The following is a 22,307-nucleotide window of genomic DNA, read 5'->3' as shown; positions in this document are numbered from 1 at the left end:
AATCCCAATCTCTCCAATCTATAGTCCTTAAAATATGCAGCTTTTTTTTCGGGTTTGTGTGTATTTATTTAGCTTGTTAATGCACATTCCCGTGTCCATTTCCACGAACACAACCACATATATAACTTATTTCGACAAATACATGCTAGCTTTATCTCTGAACCAACAGTCTATTTGCTTTTTGATATCCACGTGGTAACAGTTGCCCTTTTGTCGCACGCTTGCCCATATATTTTTGTAAATCATCACCTTTTATTTTAAGTTGTTGTTGCCCTGCAACCACTTGAATTATTTCATCTAAATTCAAGGTTGTCATAGATATAATTTGATCTTTATCTTCAAGTTGTATCAATTTATTACCTTTACCTTTGTTCAGGATTGGTAATTCTGACAAATCGATAATCAGTAACCGCCCAGCCGAACTTAATAGAGCCAAATGGGTTGCGTGCTTTAAAGGATATAACGGTAATGGTTTGGCATCTTCAGGCACGGTCAGGAAGGCTTTACCTGCTTTGGCATTGGTATCAAGCTGTTTGGCTTGAGTCTTAAAGCCGTAACCCTTCGTGCTCATGGCTAAAATTTCTGCTTCATCTTCTTCAATCAACACTTGAAGGAAACCGACCCCACTGACAGGTGCAAGCTTAGAGCTTAAAGGTTCACCTAAACCGCGGGCAGAAGGCAAACTATTAATTGCCAATGCATAACTGCGTCCCGTCTGATCCAAAATATAAACTTTTTGATTAGACTTGCCTTGTGCATGACTGCGGTACTGATCACCCGCACGGAAATTCAGGTTCTCGGCATCGATATCATGACCTTTCGCACTGCGAATCCAACCTGCTTCTGACAACACGACAGTCACAGGGTCAGCAGGCATCAGATCTTGCTCGCTAATGGCCGTTGCTTCGGCACGTTGTACGATTGGCGAACGACGATCATCACCGAAACGTTTCGCATCTTCTTTAAGTTCATTAATAATTAAGGTTTTTAAAGATTCTGGATTCGCCAATTGTTCACGAATAATGGCAGCTTTGGCTTCCAGTTCTTCTTGTTCACGGCGAATTTCCATTTCTTCTAATTTCGCCAAGTGGCGTAATTTCAATTCTAAAATGGCTTCGGCTTGAATTTCATCAATGCCAAAGTGCGAGATCAATTCAGCTTTGGGGTGGTCTTCTTCGCGAATAATCCGAATCACAGTATCAAGATCTAGATACGCGATGAGTAAACCAGCCAAAATGTGCAGGCGTTTTTCAATTTTATTTAAATGGTATTGCAGGCGACGCGTGACTGTTCCTTTACGAATTTCAATCCATTCCAACAAGATACGTCGAATCGATTTCACTTGTGGACGACCATCTGCACCAATCATATTCATATTGACGCGATAGCTAGACTCTAGGTCAGTGGTGGCAAATAAATGACTCATCACCGCTTCTGCATCAATGCGATTTGAACGAAGTACAATCACCAGTCGTGTTGGATTTTGATGATCCGATTCATCACGGACATCACTAACCAACGGCAATTTTTTCGCTTGCATCTGATCGGCAATTTGTGTGATCACTTTTGATCCTGACACTTGGTAAGGCAAGTCGGTAATCACAATTTCATTTTTTTCAATGCTGTACACCGCACGCATACGGTAACTACCACGACCTGTGGTCTGAATTTTAAGTAATTCACTCGGTGGGGTAATAATTTCAGCTTTGGTGGGTAAGTCAGGCGCAGGAATATATTCTGCGACTTTCTCATCGCTTAAATTGGGGTTACGAATCAGGGCAATGGTGCCTTTAATCACTTCACGCAAGTTATGCGGTGGAATGTCAGTCGCCATACCGACTGCAATACCCGTGGTGCCATTTAAGAGAATATTCGGTACGCGAGCTGGTAAGTTGACAGGTTCTTTTAATGAACCATCAAAGTTATCTTGCCAGTCGCAAGTGCCCTGTCCCAATTCTGCCAATAATACTTCACTGTACTGCGACAATTTAGCTTCGGTATAACGCATGGCAGCAAAGGACTTAGGATCATCTGGTGAACCCCAGTTGCCCTGACCTTCGATAAACGGATAACGGTAGCTAAACGGTTGTGCCATCAACACCATGGCTTCATAACATGCCGAATCACCATGGGGATGGTATTTACCGAGCACATCACCCACTGTACGCGCAGATTTTTTCGGTTTACCACTGTGTTTCAACCCCAATTCACTCATGGCATACACAATACGGCGTTGAACAGGCTTCAAACCATCACTAATGTGAGGCAAAGCACGATCCATAATAACGTACATGGCATAATTGAGGTAAGCGCGTTCAGTAAATTCTGCGACGGAGCGGTTTTCAGTTGCGTGATGCGCAAGGTTCGTCATAACAACCTTTCATCCTAATCAAATCGTTTTTTTATCTAAGTTCTTATGCTAAGTCTCAGACTGTGACTGCACAAGGGTGTGCCATCTACTACTACGACAATTTGTGTCTTAATGGATCTCTAATGTCGTAAAATTATCCACTTTTAAATAAATGATCAACTTATAATTTTTTATTTTCACAGCAATACATTTAACACAAGTTCAGCCAATAAGCCAAAATATAGAATGGCGACAATTTTGCCGCCCAAACTATCTGCCAATTCTACATGCCAATTGATTCTAAAGTTTTACCTTTGGTTTCTTCACCTAAAACCAAAATGACCAATGCCACGGCAAGCAAGACTGCGGTAAACATCATAAATACATGATTGAAACCATTGCTCTGCACCATCATCTGCGTCACCACCAACGGCGCCACGATGCCACCCATACGCCCAATCGCAGAGGCCCAACCCGAACCAAAGGCACGAATATTGGTCGGATATTGTTCTGGCGTATAGGTATAGAGTACACCCCATGCCCCTAAATTAAAGAACGACATCAGACAGCCCCAAAACATAATCAAGGTGACGGTATTCGCCTGTCCAAAGAAGTAAGCCGAAACAGCACATAAGCCAATAAAACCGGCCAACGTCCATTTACGTCCCAGTTTCTCGACCAGCCAAGCGGCCGCGATATAGCCTGGAAGTTGTGCCAAAATCATCACCAGTACATATTCAAATGACTGCACAATGCTATAACCTTGTTTGACCAACAGGCTGGGTAACCACGTGAAAATGCCATAATAAGAATAGACAATGCCAAACCAGATTAACCACAGCATTAAAGTACGTTTTGCAAAAGGATTTGACCACAATTGTGAAAAAGATACGCTTTGCTTGGCGGCAACTGGTTTTACTTCAATCTGCTGAATGACTTCCACGCCACATTCTCGCTCCAGTTTTTGCACCAAGGCGTGGGCTTCTTCAATCCGCCCACGATTAATTAAGTACGGTACCGATTCTGGTACTTTTTTTAAAATCATGAACACATACAGCGCAGGCAAACCGCCAATTAAGAACGCGACATGCCAGCCATAACTCGGAATCACAAAATAAGACACCAAAGCAGCCACTAACCAGCCCAGTCCCCAGAAACTTTCCAGCAATACAATAAATCGTCCACGCACCTGTGCAGGAATGTATTCACTGACCAAAGTCACGGCAACAGGGAGCTGTCCGCCAAGCCCTAAGCCAACAATAAAACGAAACACCAATAACCAAGTCAAATTTGGGGCAAAGGCACACAATGCCGTGGCAATACTATAAGTCACTAAGGTCACTGCAAACACATTACGGCGTCCCCAACGGTCAGCCAATGCTCCTGAGCAGACCGCACCTATCGCCATACCGACAAAACCAATCGACACCACCCAACCTTTTTCTGCGGGACTCATACTCCACTCGGTTGCCATCTTGGTCAGAATAAAGGAAATCAGTCCTGTATCCATAGCATCAAACATCCATCCCAAGCCAATCACCCACAGCAAGGTATAGTGGAACTTTCCAACAGGTAAACGTTGTACACGTGAAACTAAATCCATAGCGATGACTCAAGTTAAGATGAGGAAAACAACAACATTGAAAAGAACTGCTTTGCAATTTTCATGTTGTTGCAGAAGAAAAAATACCGCGCAGTCTATTTTAATAAATTCTGTTGAGAGATGGGGAAATGAAATTTATTTTATATTTTAAGTATATGCCCAAATTTGGCTTTGGGCACCGTCATTTTAAATTTTGGCAAAATTGCAATCGTTGATTAATGCGTATCGGTTGAAGAGGCAGAATCGGCATCATCATCTTTATAAATAAATTTCGGCATTTCCAGACCAAAATAAATCGCAATCAGACGTAAAGAAAAGCCAAAAATCAGGGTTGAAATCACCGTCAACTCTAGGGATAGTCCAATTTCCAGACAGACCCAATAACAAATCACCGCGACAAAAGAAATACTGGCATAGAGCTCACGACGGAACACTAATGGGACATCGTTACACAGAATGTCACGCAGGATACCACCCGAAACCCCAGTCATAATGCCTGCCACTGCGGAAACCACAAAACCATGTCCCATCGACAAGGCAATTTGGCAACCAATAATGGTAAAGCCGATCAGACCTAACGCATCTAATACCAAGAAAATATTGTGCAAATGGCGCATCCACTTGGCAATCAAAATGGTAAACAACGCGGCACAGCAAGTCAGGACCAAATATTCAGGATGCTTGACCCAAGTCAAAGGATAATGTCCGAGCAATACATCACGGACCGACCCCCCACCTAAAGCAGTCACACAGGCAATCAGAATTACCCCAAACCAATCCATACTACGTCGACCTGCAGACAGTGCTCCAGTCATGGCCTCAGCCGTAATCGCAATAATATAAATTATGGTCAGTAACATCGCCCTGCTCTTCCGTTGAAGGGTTAAGATGCGGGCTATTCTAAGCCAAATCTAAACTGAACGTTATAAAAATTGTGCACAACATTGCTTAAATTTTTTACCCGAACCACAAATACACGGTTGTTTCATGGTGATGACTTGCTCTGTAGTCGGATCAAGGAAATACCAGTGCCCTGCCTGTTTCACAAAATGTGAAACTTCATGATGCGTTTGGGCTTGTTGCCCATCATGATAATGCGCTTTGAATTCCACTTGGGCATGGCTCTTGTCCAGTTTTTCCTGCGCTTGTACCACGTCTAAACTTAACCATTGGTTAGATTCACTCCACGCTTTAATCGCTGGGACATCTAAAGCCTGCTGTTGCCCCAATGCCGTCGTCTGCACAATATAATCAATCTGCTGTTTGGCAAATGCACTATAACGCGAACGCATCAACTGTTCCGCGCTGAGCGCAGTGCGTTGCCCTAAATGCAAAGGCTGACAACACTCAGCATATAATCCTAAGCCGCAAGGGCATTGTTCTTCTGACATATACTTTCCCAATAAAATAGCCCGAACATTGCGGGCTATTTTAACTGAAGTTTAAACGCGGATTTCTACAGCGTTAATCATCTTTTTCCACGATGTGTTTTGGAATCACATGGACTTTCTCAATTTTATGACCATCCATCGTCACCACTTCAAAAATAACGCCATCAGCTTCAATACTGGAACCATTTTCAGGCAAGCGGCCTAAATGGAACAATAAATAACCCGATAAAGTTGAATACTGTTCTGAGTCATCCACCAAGTTTTTGCCCAATAACAAAGAAACATGGCGAATATCAGTCGAGCCTTCCAACATCAAACTGCCATCTTCTAGGCTTTCTGCTGCGGTTTCCAATTCATCTTCATCAGGGAATTCACCTGCAATCGCTTCGAGGACATCAATCGGTGTGGCAATCCCTTCAATCGAACCATATTCATTCAACACAATCGCTAACTGTAACGGGGCTTGACGCAATTGCTCCATCACCATCAGCACTTGTGCGTTTTCATGCACGATCACAGGGTCACGTAAATGCTTCTCGAAATTCAATACCCCAGTTTCGATATATTCATTCATGACTTTATGGGTCAGGACTACACCCGCAATATTGTCCAATTCGCCATGTGCCACAATCAAACGAGAATGGGTCATGCTCAGCAATTGTTGTTTGATCGCGGCTTCATCTTCATCCAAATCTAGCCATTCCAACTCAGGACGTGGGGTCATGACCGATTTGACTGGACGTTCGGAAAGCCCTAATACACCTTGCACCATGACACTGTGATACACCCCATTTTCCTGAGCAAAGACTTCATCAGCAAAAGCGCGGGTTGCCAAGACATCTTCATTTTGATGTTCTGGCGCATCACTGGCATTTCTCCCCCCCAACATACGTAGTACCGCTGAAGCTGTGCGATAACGCAAATCGTTGGTGGTGACCATTTTTTCCTGATTCTTCTTCACTGTTTGGTTCAGGAACTCGATCATGACCGAGAAACCAATCGCGGCATATAAGTAACCCTTCGGAATATGGTAGCCAAAACCTTCGACCACCAAAGAGAAACCAATCATCATCAAGAAACACAGACACAGAATCACTACGGTCGGATGCTTATTCACAAAATCCATGAGTGGCTTAGATGCCCACAACATAATGCCCACAGCAATAATGACCGCAATCATCATCACAGACAGATGTTTCACCATGCCCACAGCGGTAATCACGCTGTCTAAGGAGAACACTGCATCTAAAATCACAATTTGGACAATCACCATCCAGAAAGTCGCATGTACAGGATTTTCTTCCTTTAAGGCAAGCTTTCCTTCAATCCGCTCACGTAATTCCATGGTGCCTTTAAACAGCAAGAAGACCCCACCCAGCAGCAAGATTAAGTCTCGCCCAGAAAAAGGATGTTCGAAAATATGGAATAACGGATTGGTTAAAGTCACCACCCATGCAATCGACGCCAATAAAATCAAACGCATACCTAAAGCTAAAATCAGCCCGAGAATACGCGCGGTATTGCGTTGTTCTGGTGGTAATTTTTCTGCCAAAATTGCAATAAAAACGAGGTTATCAATCCCCAATACAATTTCAAGCACCACTAAGGTGGCTAAGCCTACCCATGCAGAAGGATCAGACATCCACTCAAAAATCATTGAATGCTCTCCTTCATCAGGATTTCAGGATGAGGTTTAAGTGCAGATTGGCTCTGCATCTTCTCTCTTATTGTGGCAAAAATGTGTGTTCGTCTAATGCGGCAACAACCACGACTCATGTTGATTCATTTGTTGTAAAACAGAAGCTCAGTATAGGCAAGATCAATACGAAATTCATCTTTTTTTAGACAGTGCATATTTTGCGTCACCAAGCAACAACATAAAGACAGCAATGACAACGATACGCAACATCGCCTTGTCATATTTCTTACATAAGCTAGAGCAGCCAACAAGAAAGTGATAAGGTAAAACAGAGAATGATGAATAGCGTATTAAAAATGACTGTAGAACATGAAAAAGTAACAACGAAAACTTCTCAAGCCCTCATCGCACTCTACTGTGGTTCACGTTCTGGTAATCATCCCATTTATAAAGAAAAGGCAATTGCACTGGCAAGTGCCATTGCGGAACAAGGCTTCGGTCTGGTGTATGGTGGTGCCAGTATTGGGTTAATGGGTCAAGTTGCCGATACCGTGATTGGGCATGGCGGTAATACCGTAGGCGTGATTCCTGAATTTATGTTGGATTATGAAATTGCACATAACCGACTGACGGAATTACATGTGGTCAAAACCATGCATGAACGTAAAGCTATGATGGCAGAGCGTGCCAGCGCCTTTGTTGCCTTACCTGGTGGTTTAGGCACATTTGAAGAAATTTTAGAAATTGCCACTTGGGGACAACTCAATCAGCATCAAAAACCCATGATACTGTATAACGTCAACGGCTTTTATGATGCCTTGATTGCTCAACTAGATCATGCTGTACAAGAAGGTTTTCTACCGCCTCAACATCGCGCCAAACTCATTGTATGTAATCATGCAGATCAAATTTTAAATGCCTTAAAGAACTTACAAGCTCCTACGCGTTTCGTTATTTAATTGATTTTACTCACAAAAAAGCGAGCCGTTCATGCTCGCTTTTTTGTGACTAGACCCAATGTTTAGCGGAAAGTCAACCTGAAATGTGTTGATATAACCAAGGTAATCCTGTTGCCAACAGTACACTGATAGCCAAACCAAACATTAGTTTCATGGCATCTTTACTGACATTCCGTGAAGTCCGATATTTATTCACTTCAGCCAAATGCATGGACAGCGCAAACTCACGCCCAGCCAGTAAGCCCAAGAACACCCATGTGGTACTCATTGGAATATTGCTCCACTCTTTAAACACCAACAAAATGATGGCATACATAAAGTCGATAATCGTGGCTGAGCGAATATCCGCAACCCCAGTTTTGGTATCGATGATATTTTGAATTGTTCCACCACGGCGGTAAAAAATCCAACCGAGCAATACCACAAACACCAAAATGCCAAATATTAAGAATTCAAACGGGACTTGGCGTGGGACATAGACAAAAATATTGGCTAAATCCTGAATCAGCCACTGACTCCACAAAAATGCCGTCGACACCCATTGCAAGCCAATCCAAATATGTGAAGGTTCCTTGTGACGGGTTTTACTCAAATAAATGCTAATGCCTTTCATCACAAAGCGGTAAACCAAAATCGCAACCACAAAGGCAACGGCATAACCCATCATCGATTTGGTCAGCATAGCGCTTAAACTACTCGGAGAAAAAATCGTGAGCACTAAAAAGGTGGTACTGACTGGAATCCCATATTTGGTCAAAATAATCAATAAAATTGGGGGAACAATATACAGCCAAGTAATGCCTGTCTCTGGGAAAGGAATGGTTTCTAAACGCCCATAAGAGGCGTCTCCCGTCCCTGAAGCAAACCAGCCATACAACAACACCACAACCAGAATACTGCTGGTATACAACCAAAGTACCCACCAAGGTCGGTGAGCATTCGAGGAAATAAAGGTCCCTAAAGTTTGTGGCACATCATTTCCGACAATTGAGTAGGCTGCTAAACAGAAACCTACAATCATCAAAATTTCAATTGTCATAACACCTAAGCCTTTATCAGAAAAATCTACCCTTATGGGGTGGCGCTTAAATTATGACATTTTTATTTCATTTTAATGACATTGATGTGACAGATAGCACACGCCTCTGAATGAATGAGAGCTTTCTCATTGAATTTAATTAGATTGTTTCCTCATCTTCAGGTAATCAATTTTTTAGATGATCTAAACCGATTGTTTTCTCCCTGAGTACATCCATTTGATTGCTAATTTATGTGATTTTTTCAGTACTGATTCTTTTGCTTTGCTATGATGACTTTTAACAGTATCTTGATTAATTCCATTTCTAATCTATGAGCCAAGCCATTTCACATCGTGCCCTACAACCTGAATACCGACTCTTGGTTTTACTGGTGTCGATTGGCTTTTTTATGCAGGCTTTAGATACCACGATTGTCAACACCGCCATTCCTGCCATGGCTAAACACTTACACGAAGACCCCCTGAATATGCACAGTGTGGTGGTGGCATATGTCTTGGCTGTCGCTGTATGTATTCCTTTGAGTGGTTGGCTCGCCGATCGTTTTGGGGTACGCAATACCTATCTAGCAGCCATTGTCATTTTTACTTTGGCTTCACTGGGTTGTGGTCTATCACAGAGCCTGAATCAACTGCTGGTATTTCGTATTATTCAAGGCATCGGGGGAGCATTACTGTTGCCTGTCGGTCGCTTAGCCATGCTCAAATTGATTCCACGGGATCAATTTTTATCGGCCATGAGTTTAATGAGTCTGGCGGGGTTGATTGGTCCCTTAATTGGACCAACTTTAGGCGGATGGTTGGTTGAAGTTGCCACCTGGCACTGGATTTTTCTGATTAATTTACCCATGGGTATTTTAGGTATTTTAGTGACCTTAAAAGCCTTACCAAACGCCACTGAACCCAGCGTACAAGCCTTCGATTTTAGTGGCTTCCTGTGGTTAGTCATCGCCATGGTTGGGCTGTCTTTAGGCATTGAAAGCTTTGCCAGTACAGCTCATAGTCATTGGCAAGGACTCGCTTTGATTGGACTGGGATTATTCAGCTCAGCCATCTATGCCTATCATGCCCACACGCATCAAAATGCCTTGTTTCGTAGCCGATTATTTAAAAACAACATCTATGCCATTGGTATTTTAGGTAATTTCTTTGCGCGACTGGGTGGTAATGCCTTTCCCTTTTTACTGCCCTTAATGCTGCAAGTAGCTTTCCATTTCGAGCCCTTCATCACTGGATTGATGATGATTCCTTTGGTCTTAGGTTCATTGGTTTCCAAGCCGATTGTGCGCCCTGTGATTCAAAAATTTGGCTATCGCACCGTACTGGTGGTCAATACCATACTCGTGGGGACTGCCCTCGCCAGTTTTGCCTTAACCGCGGCGGATACACCACTCTGGCTAAGAACTCTACACTTTTTCATTTGTGGCATGTTGAACTCAACCCAATTTGTCGCCATGAATACCTTTACACTGAAAGACCTGTCTCAGCAAAATGCCAGTAGCGGGAACAGTTTCCTGTCCATGATTATGATGCTCTCTATGAGTATTGGGGTCGCACTCGCAGGCACATTAATTAACCTCTTTACCGCACATTATGGTGTTGCGCAAGTCACGACGGCTTTTCAAATGACCTTTATCTGTCTGGGTGCCATCAATATCATCACTGCTGCAATTTTCTGGAAAATTCCCAAAAACAGTAGCTTATAGTACTTTTGCAAAACGCACATGGAGTCAATTTTATGATCGCGTTATCATGGCGCTACTTGATGAGATTAAAACACGCATGACCAAGTCAACACACATAATAAAATCCAGTTCCTTTATTGCTTCCTGCATTGGCGTAGGGACAGTTTGTCTTGCAGTGATACTCTATGTTTTTATTTTTCATCAAAATCCTGCTGCCGCACAAGAGTTTCCAGTGCAGGGTTTCGATGTCTCCCATCATCAAGGCGAAATTAACTGGAAACAGGTTCCGCATAAAAAATTCCAGTTTATCTATTTAAAAGCCACCGAAGGGGGCGATTTTAAAGACCGTAAGTTTCAGGACAATTGGCTACAAGCCCGTGAACACGGCTTTTTGGTGGGTGCGTATCATTTTTATCGTCTCTGCCGTGATGGCAAAATTCAGGCGCAGAATTTTATTGAAACCGTCCCCAATAAACCTGATGCCCTACCACCTGTGATTGATTTGGAATATGACAGCAACTGTATTAATACCTATACCAGAGAACAATTACTGACTGAAATTCAAATTATGCATGATCAGCTACAACAGCATTATGGTAAGCAACCGATTTTTTATATTTCAAAAACTTTCTATAACATTGTTTTAGCAGGTGAATTCAAAAATACACCGCTTTGGGTGCGTGAATATCAAGGACAACCAGAACTTAAAGGCAACCCCCAATGGACCTTTTGGCAACATACCAATCAAGGCACAATTCAGGGCATCAATAAACCTGTCGATATGAACGTCTTTCATGGTTCAGTGTATGACTGGAGTATCTTTTTACAAAAGAACGGGATTCAACCGCTTACGCCCACCACACCTTAAAAGACTTTTTTCCAACCCCATTCACGGATTCGCGCTATTAGCCGTCATGTTCTGTTGCACTAATGCATGTCTAGCTACACAGCTTTGTTGGAGCATGCCATACTCTTAAACAGTGGTGCGTTAGTTTTGGGTGATATGAGAAAAATCATACATATTGATATGGATGCGTTTTTTGCATCGGTAGAATTACGTGATCGTCCCGATCTGCAACATTTGCCTGTGGTGATTTCCTCGCATCATCCGCGTGCAGTTATTGCCGCAGCCTCTTATCCCGCACGGAAATTTGGGCTACGTTCCTCCATGTCCATGACCCAAGCGAGAAAACTCTGCCCGCAGATCGTGGTGATTGAACCCAACTTTAATCAATATCGTGAAGTTTCCGTACAAATTCACCAAATTTTCCAATGCTATACCCCACTGATTGAACCGCTATCTCTAGACGAAGCTTATCTGGACGTTACTGAAAATTTATATGGTTTAGCCAGTGCAACTGAAGTGGCGCAACGTATCCGTGCCGAAATTTTCCAAAAGACTGGTTTAACTGCTTCTGCAGGAGTCGCACCGAATAAATTTCTGGCAAAAATCGCCTCGGATTGGAATAAACCCGATGGGCTCTGTGTCATTAAACCTAGCCAAGTGCAAAATTTTATTCAGCATTTGCCCCTCAAAAAAATTCCAGGCGTCGGTAAAGTCACCCAAGAAAAATTGAGACAACTGCATTTGGAAACCTTGGGCGATTTACAGAAAATTGAGGAAAGTACCCTGATTCATCACTTTGGCAAGTATGGTCACCAATTATTTTTATATGCACAAGGCATTGATGAACGTCCTGTGCAGGTTGAGCGAGAACGGCAGCAAATTTCCAAAGAAACCACATTTGATGATGATTTTACCTTACAACAATGCCAACCCTATTGGGCAAAACTCACAACACAGGTCTGGGAAAGTTTAAATAAAAAACAGCTTATGGCACGTGGCGTAACCGTCAAACTGAAGTTAAAGAACTTTCAGGTGCTTCAACACAGTAAAAGTTTTAAAACACCTTTAAATAATCTTGCTGAACTGACCCAAGTTTTAGACCTGTTACTCAGTGAAATGTATATTCCTGCCGAATATCAATTCCGTCTGATCGGTGTGGGTGTCTACCAATTAAACTCGACCGATGATCTGCCTCAACTAAGTCTCTGGTAAGCCCACTTTTGTATCTTTTTTAAACAAAAGAATAAAAATACAACAATTTGCCCTACACTTTTTTTATTTTTAGGTTAACCTATTTCACGCGGTACATTATCCATGTAAACGCTGAAATGCTAAAAATCACCTTTACTTTTAGCATGTTGTCCTGTGGTGAACGCGACGATCCAATCCGAGTATTACAGGGCAATTCTGAACACATTACATGGGTTTTGTTGCTCTTCTGATTCAAACCATAAAAAATTCAAACTGTATCAACCTTATTCTTTCTATTGTTATTCATATTTCCAAACCGTATTTTCCAATGACTCCGCAAAGAAATTGCCCCCTTCTCTTGCTGTACGGATCATACAAAACACCATTTGCAGATCATCACGGATCACGTAAACTGACCGTTCTCTTTACATCATGGAAATCACATGACGGTTCAACGTTTACATGTCGAAAAGCGTTTTTCTGAAATTGCCATTTCAGGTAACTTGGTTCATCTTGCAGGTCAGCTTGCAGCAGATACCACGCTCGATATTAAAGGACAAACCCAACAGACCTTAGACATTATTGATCGTTTTCTTGCCGATGCAGGCACAGATAAATGCCATATTTTGTCGGTCATGATTTTTTTGAAAGATATTGAAAATGATTATGCAGGCATGAATGAAGTTTGGGATGCATGGTGCGCAGATATGCAAGCACTGCCTCGTACCTGTGTTGAAGCAAAAATGTACACACCAGATGTATTGGTTGAAATGACCGTGACTGCCGTCCGTCCAGAGTAAACTGAGCTAAAATCAGCTTGAATATGCCTTCAGGCTGATTTTAACCCCATAGTTTCAACTTACGTTTTTCATGATTGTGATAAAAATTATACTTTTTCAAAGATGTATCCAACTCTTGAGTATCCGGTTCTTGCCACTCTTTGCGAAGTTCCCCTAAAAAGTCCCGTCGAATTTGCTGGTAACTCGGCACTTCGTCATAACGAATCACACGATAACCTGCCATCGCCAATAGTGCATCTTTATACTGTGTTTGCTGAAAACGCTTTAACGCATTCGGATCATCCAAACCAATAATCGCCACAATCTGATGGGATGCATCGAGCACCACAAAATCAGCCAATAAATTACGATACTTATTTCGAGTACGGCTATACTTTGTCGTCATTAAGGCATCATAAGAAACATGCGCCAAAATGGTGTAGCTTGGGAGAATTTCCTTTAAACGTGCAAAGGTCAACTGCTGATTCAAACTAAAAACTGCACGCCGTTTAAGCACACTATCCTGTTGTTTTGATTGATTATTAAAGCTTTTAAAAATCATGCAACTAAACAACAATAGGAGTCCAATCAGTAAATACAAACTCATACATTTATTCCTTTAATCTATTTTTATAATCCTGCGGCTTTATAGCGATTTTTTATGCCGAAAAATCGATTATAGCGCCTCTATTTTTATTCAAGCGTTCAAGTTAAAAAAACTACATTCATCTTGACGAAATTATTATAAAAACTGACCACACATTACTTGACGTGAGCCAATTAACTCGTGTTTTTTTATATACACATAAATTGAATAAAATCACTTTAGCCTAATCCTCAAGCAAGATGCAATTCATCTTAAGTCTTGAACAAGAAAATTCCGACGAACTGAAGCCTAAAAAAAGACGCCGAAGCGTCTTTTTTATCCATCTTAAGCACGTGCTTTCGGATTTTTTCTTTTCTTTGATGCCGTTGCATTAAAAGGACGCTTCTCACCCGTTTCTCGTGGTGGTAAACCTGTATGTTGTGTCAAAATCTGACCACGTTCAGGACGCTTCTTGGTGTTCGATGGACGTGATTGATTTTCCGCTTGTTGATTACGGCTATCACCATTACGTTTTTGCGAATCACCATCCACGGTTGAGTTTTTCTTCCGAGCAGACTGATACTGACCTTCAGTCCCTTGCGGTTGATAGGTTGGAATCAAATGCTGTTTCGAGTTACCAATCAAGTCTTGGCGACCCATCTCTTTCAAAGCTTCACGTAGTAATGGCCAGTTGTTTGGATCATGATAACGCAAGAATGCTTTGTGCAGACGACGACGCTTTTCACCTTTCACAATATCAACGTTTTCTGTATATCGTGCCACTTTGGCTAATGGGTTTTTACCTGTGTGATACATGGTCGTTGCAGTAGCCATTGGGGATGGATAGAAGGTCTGTACCTGATCAGCACGGAAACCATTCTTTTTCAACCAAATTGCCAAGTTCATCATATCGTATTCGGTTGTACCCGGATGCGCAGCAATAAAGTACGGAATGAGATACTGCTCTTTACCCGCTTCCTTACTGAAACGATCAAACATTTGCTTGAAACGGTCATAGGTTCCGATTCCTGGTTTCATCATCTTAGACAATGGACCTTTTTCGGTATGTTCAGGTGCAATCTTTAAGTAACCACCAACGTGATGTGTCACTAACTCTTTGACGTATTCAGGATTCAATACCGCTAAGTCATAACGCAAACCTGAACCAATCAGAATCTTTTTGATGCCTTTAATGGCACGTGCTTTACGATATAACTGCGTTAACGGTGCATGATCGGTGTGTAGGTTTTGACATACGCCCGGATACACACACGATGGTTTACGACAGTTCTTTTCAATTTCAGGGTCTTTACAGTGCAAACGGTACATGTTTGCTGTTGGTCCACCCAAGTCTGAAATAATGCCGGTAAAGCCCGGTGCGGTATCACGAATTTTTTCAACTTCGCGTAAAATTGATTCTTCTGAACGGTTTTGAATAATACGCCCTTCGTGTTCCGTAATAGAACAGAAGGTACAACCGCCAAAACAACCACGCATGATGTTCACAGAGAACTTAATCATGTCAAATGCAGGGAAACGTGCCTCACCATAGACAGGATGTGGTAGACGGGCATAAGGTAAATCAAATACATAGTCCATTTCTTCCGTCGTTAACGGAATCGGTGGTGCATTTAACCAAACATCACGCTCGCCATGCTTTTGTACCAAAGCACGTGCATTACCCGGATTGGTTTCCAAGTGCAAAATACGGTTGGCATGTGCATATAAAACAGGATCGTCCGCCACCTCTTCAAATGCAGGTAAACGAATCACCGCCAACTCACGCGGTGGTAATTTGTGCTTAATCGCTTTGGATGGTGCTGCTTTTAACTGGACAATTTGCGTGTCTGCATCCAGTTGATCGCCTTCACGAATAATCGGGTTGGCAACCAGTTCTTTTTGGAAATTTTGGTATTGGGTTAAAGAATTACCCTTATCTTTTTCAATTTCACAACCATCTAAATCTTCAGTCATGACATAAGGATTGATGATCGGATCAACACGACCAATGGCATCCACATCATTCGATGCAATTTCGACAAATTTGGCTTTAGATGCGCGATTATGCTTATTAATAATAAATGCAGTGCCACGAACATCGGTAATTTCGTGGATTTTTTCACCTTTGGCTAAACGATGCATCACTTCAGTGATTGAACGCTCACCATTACCATACATCAATAAATCCGCTTTAGAATCCATTAACACTGAACGACGGACTTTGTCTGACCAATAATCATAATGGGCAATACGACGTAAAGAAGCTTCAATGCCACCTAACAATACTGGCACATCTGGGAAAGCCTCACGTACACGTTGGCAATACACCGTCGCTGCACGATCTGGACGCTTATTCGGCACATTGTCTGGTGAATATGCATCATCCGAACGGATTTTACGGTCAGCCGTATAACGGTTGATCATCGAATCCATATTCCCTGCGGTCACACCCCAAGCGATATTCGGTTTACCCAAAACGCGAAATGCTTCAGCATTGGTCCAATCAGGTTGTGCAATAATGCCGACACGGAAACCTTGCGCTTCTAAAGTACGACCAATAATGCCCGAACAAAATGAGGGATGATCAATATAAGCATCGCCACATACCAAAATAAAGTCGCAGCTATCCCAACCGAGTTGATCCATTTCCTCACGCGACATCGGCAAAAATGGCGCAGGTTCAAAACATGACGCCCAATATTTGTCGTAATCAAACAACGCTTTTGGCGCAGTCTGCATAGTATAAGCAGTAGACATGGCTAGCAATTCTCGGCTGGCAGATGGAAGATCCAAAATAGATCAAAGATGAAAGCCGATCATTTTACCATGAATTACATTCATCTTGCTTGATTAAAATATATACAAAAACAAGCATCTAAAAATTTATGTTTATTGTGAAATCAAAATCATGCAGATTAAACATCTGCATGTGGATGCGACTGCCTGAGATCATGAAAACACCCCCTTTCTATCGCCTTGGCTTCGATCAGGCGGTGTTTCAAATCAGCTTTTCCACGCAGCTTAGGTCATGAGCTTGTGATTGAACGCTTTGCTGTCTCTAAGTTTGGCTGTTCTTGTTGTGTACTACCATCTACAGAAGCTTTTAGATTCACCATAAATACCGCTAAGGCAGCAATAATGCCGGGAATTGCAATTACCATAAAGTTCATTTGATGCGGCAACTGCAAGGTCAATAATGCACCTGTCAAAATAGGTCCCACAATTGCCCCAATCCGCCCAATTCCTGATGCCCAGCCCATACCTGTAGAACGTACTGCAGTTGGGTAGAACTGTGCCACGAAGGTGTAGAGTAAAATTTGTGAACCAATGGTTGCTGCACCTGCCAGTGCAATCAGCATATACAACACTGCCTGTGGGCTATTAAAACCAAGTAAAATCAAAGCTAAAGCGCCTACGGTAAACATAGTACTCAGTACAGGTTTAAGATGAAAACGATCTGCCAAAGCTCCGCCTCCAATTGCACCGACCATGCCACCAATATTCAAAGCAAACAGGAACAGCATACTCGCACCGAGTGAATAACCTGCTTGAATCATCAATTTTGGCAACCAACTACCTAGTGCATAAACCATCAGTAAGCACATGAAAAAGGCAACCCAGAACATCAGGGTACTGAACATGCGTCCTTGCTGGAATAAGGCACGTAAAGGTGCTTCATCACCTGCGATAACATCATTTAATACAAATCGTGTCTCTACATTTAATTTTTGCTCAGGACTAATTTTTTGCACAATCTGCGCCACTTGTGCTGTTTCACCTTTTTGGGTTAAGAACATTAACGATTCGGGTAAAAACTTCCAAATAATGGGTAAAGCCACGAACGGAATCCCTGCAATAAAGAACATGATTTTCCAACCGTAATCTGTCACCAACCATGCCCCCAATAAAGCTGAAGCCATACCACCAATGGCATAACCACTAAACATGACGGCAACCAAAGTACTACGAATACGTTTCGGTGCATATTCGGTCATCAAGGCAACCACATTCGGCATGACACCCCCTATACCCAACCCAGCAAGAAATCTTAAAATGCCAAATTCAACAGGTGAGGAAGCAAAAGCGCCTAAAAAAGTAAATCCACTAAAGATGGCCACACAGATCATAATGGTTTTTTTACGACCTAATTTATCGGACAAGGTTCCAAAACTCATGGCACCAAACATCATTCCAAACAATGCCGTACTGGCGAGTAAACCGGCTTGTACCGCACTCAGCCCCCACTCTTGCATCAATAAAGGTAAGGCAACGCCATAAATGACTAAATCATAACCATCAAAAATAATAATCAGTAAACACCAAATCAAAACACTCCAATGAAAAGGCGTAAATTTGGCTTCATCGACCACCGTATTGATATTTAAAGTTTGTGTGCTCACGCTTCACCTCCAACTTGTGAAATCATCCCAAAATAGATTTACACAATGCGGTAAAGCTGCTTTATTGTCCAAAACCGATTGCATATATAGATATGCCACAAAGGTATGCAATTACTTTATTATTCATGCTTTTATCATCTTTAAGATATAACTATTTAAACCATACACAAGGTCTTAACAAAGTTTGACAGGGGTAGTCATCTCATAAATGATTAATTTAAATACAAGAATAAAAAATGGAACCCTCATGCTTATATATCTTATTGTTGGTAGTATCCGAGAAGGCCGCACAGCCATTAAAGTCGCCCACTGAATCATAGATTGTATTTCTGATTTTGCCCTGCATGACATTAATATCGAACTCATTGATCTAAAACATAGGGATTTACCTTTGTTTTCAGGTTCGCATCCTCCTGCCACGGGTATTTATGATCAACCTAAACAACAATGGGCAGATAAAACAGCCTTAGCCGATGCCTTTATTTTTATTAGCCCTGAGTATCATCATGGCTATAGCCCCGCCCTTAAGAATGCCTTGGATTATTTCGGTAAAGAGTGGCAGGGTAAACTCGCCGCTTTTATCAGTTATGGATCTACCAATGGCTCTCGCTCTATCAGTCAAATTCGTCAAGTAACATCAAGTTTAGGCAGGATTGATCCGCATGCAGTGTTAGAAATTCGCGACATCTTTAAACGCAATAAAGAAGAAACATGTACAACCAATGAATTTGAAATCGATGGTTTGAAGTTCATCATGAATAAACTCATCAAATATCAATTATGAAGCCCAGCATGATCATCTGTACTCAATGGTATTTTCATCTCCAAGAAACCCTGCACCCCACAGGGTTTCTTGGCGACTACACCACCGAGTTCACACACTTCTAAAATGTTAAAAGGATTATAAAAAGTGGATGAGGCTGAGCGCGATTTTGTCGAAACGCTTACATAATTTTTTCAGATTCAATCACCGCAGCCGATCGTTCGAATGCTTTAGTTACGATCTCACCGATCATGCTCTCTTCTAATTGAGCTGTGGCTAACCTTGCGGCAAATCCCAGATGAAAATCTAACAACCAGTCTGACGGAGGTTCTGGAAGGGGTTGTCTTGGGAAGTCACTCTGAGGGGTTAACCATGGTATGTTTTTGGGCCACTTTGGATAGGTTGGACACCAATCATCCAGATCATCCAAAATAAAACTGGCATCCAATCCAAAACGGTTTGCAAACCAAACCATCTGTATAAATTCAGAGGCCACTAGTGCACCTAATTCAGAAGGTGGCAGTGGTTGCGGATTCACTGCAACTGGAGAATATTTACCGATTATCCAAGGTTCAGCAGACGGACAAGCAAAACGCGGTATAACAATGTCATAAATGGTTGGGTTTCGCTGTGCAATTATCGCGAGTAATCTTGAATTCAGTGTTAATGTTGTGCCCATGCGAATAGCCTCACCTTACTGATTTCAAATACTAAAATCCTTAAAGACAGTTCATATCGTCTCATAACCAACTCCTTAAGTTGATGTTCAAGAGGTCATGTTGTCATAACCTCTTTGACAATAATGTGGTGCAATAACAATGCTCTCCTTATTCGAAATTTTTTCATTCTGGAATGATATAAAGCTTTAGTTTAAATCGTTCTAGACCTCCTTGCTCTCTTTCGCATTATCATCGAATCTTAGATTTTTAATGTGATGATCTTTCCAAGTGATGTCCTCCTCCCCAGATTAAAAAACAATGACTTATCCTAAATCTGAGTAAAATTGCTAAACACAATAGATCTTTTCAAATTCATGCGTTCCTTATATTGATATTGAAGAATTTTCCGGTTTAATAACTTTATTGTGTACTGAAAGATTCAGGGCTTTTCCATACATCAAATTCAACCATTTCATTTCAGTATTTTTTAAATTGTTTACCTTTTAATCAAGATAAAATTACTATAGAACGCAGGAATACTGGAGTCAAAGTCAGACCATGACTAGGTTTTGGATATATCTGTGATCTATCTCTATCAACACAGATGAAGCATGCTGTATGCCCCTATAATTGACGGTATTATTTTAAATTTGTTTACATTTTAAACAATATTTTTAAAGCTTAATGCTTATAAAAACCAAATAGCCTATTAAAAAAACACCCCTAACTGAATGGTTAGGAGTGTCTCAAAAATAGGCTGAACACCTAGATAAGCCTATTCATACTCAAGATAACTCTAGATTTAAAAATTAAGCATTAGCTACCACTGGATCATTTGCGCTAATTTTTTCTGACTCATCTTCATTCATAATTAAAGCCACAGCAATTGCAGTAATAAGTACCGGTAGCCCCACAGCAATAAAGTTAAAATATGCAGGCAAGCTCATACCCAATAATCCACCGATCAGGATTGGACCAATAATTGCACCCATACGACCAATGGCCGATGACCAACCAATCCCTGTAGAACGCACAGCAAGTGGATAGTACTGAGCTACATAACTATATAACAACATTTGCGAGCCAATAGATGCCGCACCAGCCAAGAACACCAAAATATAAAGTAGGAATTGATTCGACTGAAAGCCCATTAGGCTCATAACAATCGCACCCATCGCCCCTAAACACATTAATACAGGTTTAAGATGGAAACGATCCGCCAAAATACCACCACCGACAATTCCAATGACAGCGCCAATGTTCATGACCATCATAAACATTAAACTGTTATCCATAGAATAACCCGCAGCCATCATGAGTTTTGGTAACCAGCTACTAAGCGCATACATGGTTAATAAACAGGTAAAAAATGCGATCCAAAACAATAAGGTATTTGTAGCACGCCCACGTTTAAAGAGGCTTACTACACTTGCCGATTCAGGTGTGTCGACCTGATGTAATTCAAAAGTCATATCATCTTGCACATTAATTGATGGCTCTAAATGACGGACAATTTTACGTGCTTCAGCCTGACGATTTTGTTGCACGATAAATGTTAAAGACTCAGGTAAGAACTTCCAAATTAAAGGCAATAAAAATACTGGAATGCCCGCAATAAAGAACATAATTTGCCAACCAAAGCTTGGCGTAAATGCAGCACCCAATAAAGCAGCCATCACACCACCTACCGCATAACCGCTAAACATCGTCGTCACAAGCGTACTGCGCATAGTTTTAGGTGCATATTCAGAAGTCAGTGCAACCAAGTTTGGCATTACACCACCAATTCCTAAACCTGCTAAAAAGCGTAAAATGCCAAATTCGGTTGGATTGGATGCAAAACCACCTGCAAATGTTAAACCGCTGAACAAGACAATACAGATCATGATCACTTTTTTACGACCAATTTTATCTGCTAAGGAACCAAAAATCATGGCGCCAAACATCATACCAGCTAAAGCAGTACTGGCAAGCATCCCTGCCTGAACAGCACTTAGGCCCCAATCATTCATTAATAGTGGTAAAACCACACCATTAATAGCTAAATCATAGCCATCAAATAAAATGATCAATAAGCACCATGCCACTACTTTAAAATGAAATGGTTTAAATTTTGTGTGATCAATCACATCATTCACATTAACTGTTTTAGCTGACATTACACACCTCCTGTGAATTTATTGCTTCATTCCACTTTAACTTGCGTTCTTCAATTTTATTAAATGCTATTCAATTTAAATAGAAGTCATTCACTAAAGTAATTAGAGCAATATTCACATAATTTATAGAGTATAAAAATTCAACATTAGTCTAGGGCGTGTCCTCATTTGAAAAATAGATTTTAAAGACTTAATATAATCTTTCAAATTCCTTATATTTCTATATATTTCAATGGCACGTACCCTTTTAACAGATGATA

General features: G+C 41.4%; 16 protein-coding genes and 1 pseudogene. 6 read left to right on the top strand and 11 right to left on the bottom strand.

From position 1 onward, the window contains the following. Window positions 1-151: 151 nt before the first annotated feature. From parC to DCO44_RS12500, 5 genes are all read right to left on the bottom strand, one after another. The gene (gene parC, locus DCO44_RS12520) at window positions 152-2,371 is read right to left on the bottom strand and encodes a DNA topoisomerase IV subunit A (RefSeq protein ID WP_116762385.1); all 2,220 of its coding nucleotides are present in this window, start codon (window positions 2,369-2,371) and stop codon (window positions 152-154) included. A gap of 262 nt (window positions 2,372-2,633) precedes the next feature. Continuing rightward, window positions 2,634-3,953, bottom strand: a complete 1,320-nt coding sequence (locus DCO44_RS12515; protein WP_116762383.1) for an MFS transporter — start codon at window positions 3,951-3,953, stop codon at window positions 2,634-2,636. Between the two features lie 215 nt (window positions 3,954-4,168). Next, on the bottom strand, window positions 4,169-4,813 hold the full coding sequence (locus tag DCO44_RS12510; protein ID WP_044738759.1) for a trimeric intracellular cation channel family protein: 645 nt from the start codon (window positions 4,811-4,813) through the stop codon (window positions 4,169-4,171). Between the two features lie 63 nt (window positions 4,814-4,876). Next, complete coding sequence (locus DCO44_RS12505; RefSeq protein ID WP_116762381.1) at window positions 4,877-5,344, bottom strand: YchJ family protein; 468 nt, start codon at window positions 5,342-5,344, stop codon at window positions 4,877-4,879. 73 nt (window positions 5,345-5,417) lie between these two features. Continuing rightward, window positions 5,418-7,001 carry a TerC family protein gene (locus tag DCO44_RS12500; protein ID WP_116762379.1) on the bottom strand — a complete coding sequence of 528 codons (1,584 nt, stop codon included), beginning with the start codon at window positions 6,999-7,001 and terminating at the stop codon, window positions 5,418-5,420. Between the two features lie 320 nt (window positions 7,002-7,321). Between DCO44_RS12500 and DCO44_RS12495 the strand changes: the two genes are divergently transcribed. After that, window positions 7,322-7,942 (top strand): TIGR00730 family Rossman fold protein, encoded by a 621-nt coding sequence (locus DCO44_RS12495; RefSeq protein ID WP_116762456.1) that lies wholly within the window; start codon window positions 7,322-7,324, stop codon window positions 7,940-7,942. 73 nt (window positions 7,943-8,015) lie between these two features. On the opposite strand, the gene DCO44_RS12490 is transcribed toward DCO44_RS12495, so the two are convergent. Then, a complete protein-coding gene (locus tag DCO44_RS12490; RefSeq protein WP_116762377.1) occupies window positions 8,016-8,981 on the bottom strand; it encodes a hypothetical protein in 966 nt (321 codons plus the stop codon). A gap of 311 nt (window positions 8,982-9,292) precedes the next feature. Between DCO44_RS12490 and mdtD the strand changes: the two genes are divergently transcribed. From mdtD to DCO44_RS12470, 4 genes are all read left to right on the top strand, one after another. Further along, the gene (mdtD, locus tag DCO44_RS12485; protein WP_116762375.1) at window positions 9,293-10,684 is read left to right on the top strand and encodes a multidrug transporter subunit MdtD; all 1,392 of its coding nucleotides are present in this window, start codon (window positions 9,293-9,295) and stop codon (window positions 10,682-10,684) included. 76 nt (window positions 10,685-10,760) lie between these two features. Continuing rightward, complete coding sequence (locus tag DCO44_RS12480) at window positions 10,761-11,531, top strand: GH25 family lysozyme (protein WP_116762454.1); 771 nt, start codon at window positions 10,761-10,763, stop codon at window positions 11,529-11,531. 135 nt (window positions 11,532-11,666) lie between these two features. Beyond that, window positions 11,667-12,722 (top strand): DNA polymerase IV, encoded by a 1,056-nt coding sequence (gene dinB / locus DCO44_RS12475; protein ID WP_116762452.1) that lies wholly within the window; start codon window positions 11,667-11,669, stop codon window positions 12,720-12,722. A gap of 422 nt (window positions 12,723-13,144) precedes the next feature. Then, window positions 13,145-13,501, top strand: a complete 357-nt coding sequence (locus DCO44_RS12470; RefSeq protein ID WP_116762373.1) for a RidA family protein — start codon at window positions 13,145-13,147, stop codon at window positions 13,499-13,501. Window positions 13,502-13,541: 40 nt separating this feature from the next. Here DCO44_RS12470 and DCO44_RS12465 read toward each other — a convergent pair whose 3' ends face one another. From DCO44_RS12465 to DCO44_RS12455, 3 genes are all read right to left on the bottom strand, one after another. Next, on the bottom strand, window positions 13,542-14,087 hold the full coding sequence (locus tag DCO44_RS12465) for a DUF2726 domain-containing protein (RefSeq protein ID WP_116762371.1): 546 nt from the start codon (window positions 14,085-14,087) through the stop codon (window positions 13,542-13,544). Window positions 14,088-14,411: 324 nt separating this feature from the next. Then, window positions 14,412-16,823 (bottom strand): YgiQ family radical SAM protein, encoded by a 2,412-nt coding sequence (locus DCO44_RS12460; RefSeq protein ID WP_116762369.1) that lies wholly within the window; start codon window positions 16,821-16,823, stop codon window positions 14,412-14,414. 269 nt (window positions 16,824-17,092) lie between these two features. Next, on the bottom strand, window positions 17,093-18,466 hold the full coding sequence (locus DCO44_RS12455; RefSeq protein ID WP_116762366.1) for an aromatic acid/H+ symport family MFS transporter: 1,374 nt from the start codon (window positions 18,464-18,466) through the stop codon (window positions 17,093-17,095). 247 nt (window positions 18,467-18,713) lie between these two features. Between DCO44_RS12455 and DCO44_RS12450 the strand changes: the two are divergent. Further along, window positions 18,714-19,250, top strand: a pseudogene (locus tag DCO44_RS12450) (NADPH-dependent FMN reductase). 160 nt (window positions 19,251-19,410) lie between these two features. Here DCO44_RS12450 and DCO44_RS12445 read toward each other — a convergent pair. After that, window positions 19,411-19,908 (bottom strand): hypothetical protein, encoded by a 498-nt coding sequence (locus DCO44_RS12445; protein ID WP_116762364.1) that lies wholly within the window; start codon window positions 19,906-19,908, stop codon window positions 19,411-19,413. Window positions 19,909-20,697: 789 nt separating this feature from the next. Continuing rightward, window positions 20,698-22,047 (bottom strand): aromatic acid/H+ symport family MFS transporter, encoded by a 1,350-nt coding sequence (locus DCO44_RS12440; RefSeq protein ID WP_116762362.1) that lies wholly within the window; start codon window positions 22,045-22,047, stop codon window positions 20,698-20,700. Between the last annotated feature and the right edge of the window lie 260 nt (window positions 22,048-22,307).

The organism is Acinetobacter sp. AM (assembly GCF_003105055.1).
In the GTDB taxonomy this organism is placed as follows: domain Bacteria; phylum Pseudomonadota; class Gammaproteobacteria; order Pseudomonadales; family Moraxellaceae; genus Acinetobacter; species Acinetobacter tibetensis.
This window is presented reverse-complemented; position numbering and strand designations above follow the sequence as displayed.

What these genes read in the sequence shown, in the direction of transcription:
- DCO44_RS12515 (WP_116762383.1), bottom strand. Translation starts at nt 3,953, where the DNA reads ATGGATTTAGTTTCACGTGTACAACGTTTACCTGTTGGAAAGTTCCAC.
- DCO44_RS12470 (WP_116762373.1), top strand. Translation starts at nt 13,145, where the DNA reads ATGACGGTTCAACGTTTACATGTCGAAAAGCGTTTTTCTGAAATTGCC.
- DCO44_RS12440 (WP_116762362.1), bottom strand. Translation starts at nt 22,047, where the DNA reads ATGTCAGCTAAAACAGTTAATGTGAATGATGTGATTGATCACACAAAA.
- DCO44_RS12465 (WP_116762371.1), bottom strand. Translation starts at nt 14,087, where the DNA reads ATGAGTTTGTATTTACTGATTGGACTCCTATTGTTGTTTAGTTGCATG.
- DCO44_RS12500 (WP_116762379.1), bottom strand. Translation starts at nt 7,001, where the DNA reads ATGATTTTTGAGTGGATGTCTGATCCTTCTGCATGGGTAGGCTTAGCC.
- dinB (WP_116762452.1), top strand. Translation starts at nt 11,667, where the DNA reads ATGAGAAAAATCATACATATTGATATGGATGCGTTTTTTGCATCGGTA.
- DCO44_RS12510 (WP_044738759.1), bottom strand. Translation starts at nt 4,813, where the DNA reads ATGTTACTGACCATAATTTATATTATTGCGATTACGGCTGAGGCCATG.
- mdtD (WP_116762375.1), top strand. Translation starts at nt 9,293, where the DNA reads ATGAGCCAAGCCATTTCACATCGTGCCCTACAACCTGAATACCGACTC.
- DCO44_RS12480 (WP_116762454.1), top strand. Translation starts at nt 10,761, where the DNA reads ATGACCAAGTCAACACACATAATAAAATCCAGTTCCTTTATTGCTTCC.
- DCO44_RS12460 (WP_116762369.1), bottom strand. Translation starts at nt 16,823, where the DNA reads ATGTCTACTGCTTATACTATGCAGACTGCGCCAAAAGCGTTGTTTGAT.
- DCO44_RS12505 (WP_116762381.1), bottom strand. Translation starts at nt 5,344, where the DNA reads ATGTCAGAAGAACAATGCCCTTGCGGCTTAGGATTATATGCTGAGTGT.
- DCO44_RS12490 (WP_116762377.1), bottom strand. Translation starts at nt 8,981, where the DNA reads ATGACAATTGAAATTTTGATGATTGTAGGTTTCTGTTTAGCAGCCTAC.
- DCO44_RS12495 (WP_116762456.1), top strand. Translation starts at nt 7,322, where the DNA reads ATGAATAGCGTATTAAAAATGACTGTAGAACATGAAAAAGTAACAACG.
- parC (WP_116762385.1), bottom strand. Translation starts at nt 2,371, where the DNA reads ATGACGAACCTTGCGCATCACGCAACTGAAAACCGCTCCGTCGCAGAA.
- DCO44_RS12445 (WP_116762364.1), bottom strand. Translation starts at nt 19,908, where the DNA reads ATGGGCACAACATTAACACTGAATTCAAGATTACTCGCGATAATTGCA.